General features: G+C 70.5%; 1 protein-coding gene. It reads left to right on the plus strand.

Going from position 1 to position 1,166, the window contains the following annotated elements; genetic code table 11:
• Positions 1–677 (plus strand): alpha amylase C-terminal domain-containing protein (locus tag RB628_RS40695; RefSeq protein ID WP_318325678.1); only part of this gene is annotated, 677 nt, incomplete at its 5' end.
• Positions 678–1,166 lie beyond the last annotated feature (489 nt).

Consider the following 1,166-nt stretch of genomic DNA (forward strand, 5'->3'; position numbering starts at 1 on the left):
AGATGACGTTCTCCATGGTGTACGCGTACAGCGAGAACTACGTCCTGCCGATCTCGCACGACGAGGTGGTCCACGGCAAGGGTTCGCTGGTGTCGAAGATGCCGGGCGACTGGTGGCAGCAACGGGCGACCGAGCGGGCGTACCTGGCCTTCATGTGGTCGCACCCCGGCAAGCAGCTGTTGTTCATGGGCCAGGAGTTCGCGCAGGGCGCGGAGTGGTCGGAGGCGCATGGCCCCGACTGGTGGCTGCTCGACCCCGCCTACGGCGCGGAGGCGGACCACAGGGGCGTACGGGACCTGGTCCGCGACCTGAACACGGTGTACCGGGACACCCCGGCCCTCTGGCAGCGGGACACGCATCCCTCGGGCTTCGAGTGGCTGGTCGGGGACGCGACGGAGGACAACGTCTTCGCCTTCGCCCGCTACGACGCGGAGGGCACCCCTCTCCTGTCGATCAGCAACTTCTCCCCGGTGGTCCGCCACGACTACCGCATAGGCGTCCCGGACACGGCGCCGGCCTGGCAGGAGACCCTGAACACGGACGCGTCCCGCTACGGCGGCGCCGGCACCCACAACCCGTCCCCCCTCAAACCGGACCCCCACCCCTGGCACGGCCGCGCAACGAGCATCCACGTAACGCTGCCACCACTGGCGACGGTATGGCTGCGCCCGGCATAGGGCGTACGTCGGTCTCGCCGGACGCGTGAGAGGCGAGGGTGGGTGCAGCCGGGCCGCGTTTCCCACCCACCCGTTCACGCATCTGTCCAGCACAGGACCGGGTATCTCAGCCTGTCCGGCGGCAAGGAGAAGGCCCCTTCACCCCCACAGCTTCCTCTCCACCCACCCCCACCTCACTCGACACCACAGGCGACACCGTGCCAGCACCCGCCGTCACCATCCAGCCCGGGCGACACCCTCAAACGCCGGCCCGCACCTCCAACCCGGGCGACCCTCAAACCCCGGCAACACCCCCAAACGCCGGCCCGCACCCCCAACCCCGGCAACACCCTCCAACCCAGGCAACACCCCCAGCCCGGGCGACACCCCTCAGCGCCGGCCCGCGCTCTCAGCCCGTCCGGCGTTTGAGGACAAGGCCCGTTCAGGGCCGTAGGGGGGTCTGGGGGCGCAGCCCCCAGGAACGGGATGGGACGGGTAGGGGCGGCGGGG

This window comes from Streptomyces sp. ADMS (assembly GCF_033441795.1).
Lineage (GTDB): Bacteria > Actinomycetota > Actinomycetes > Streptomycetales > Streptomycetaceae > Streptomyces.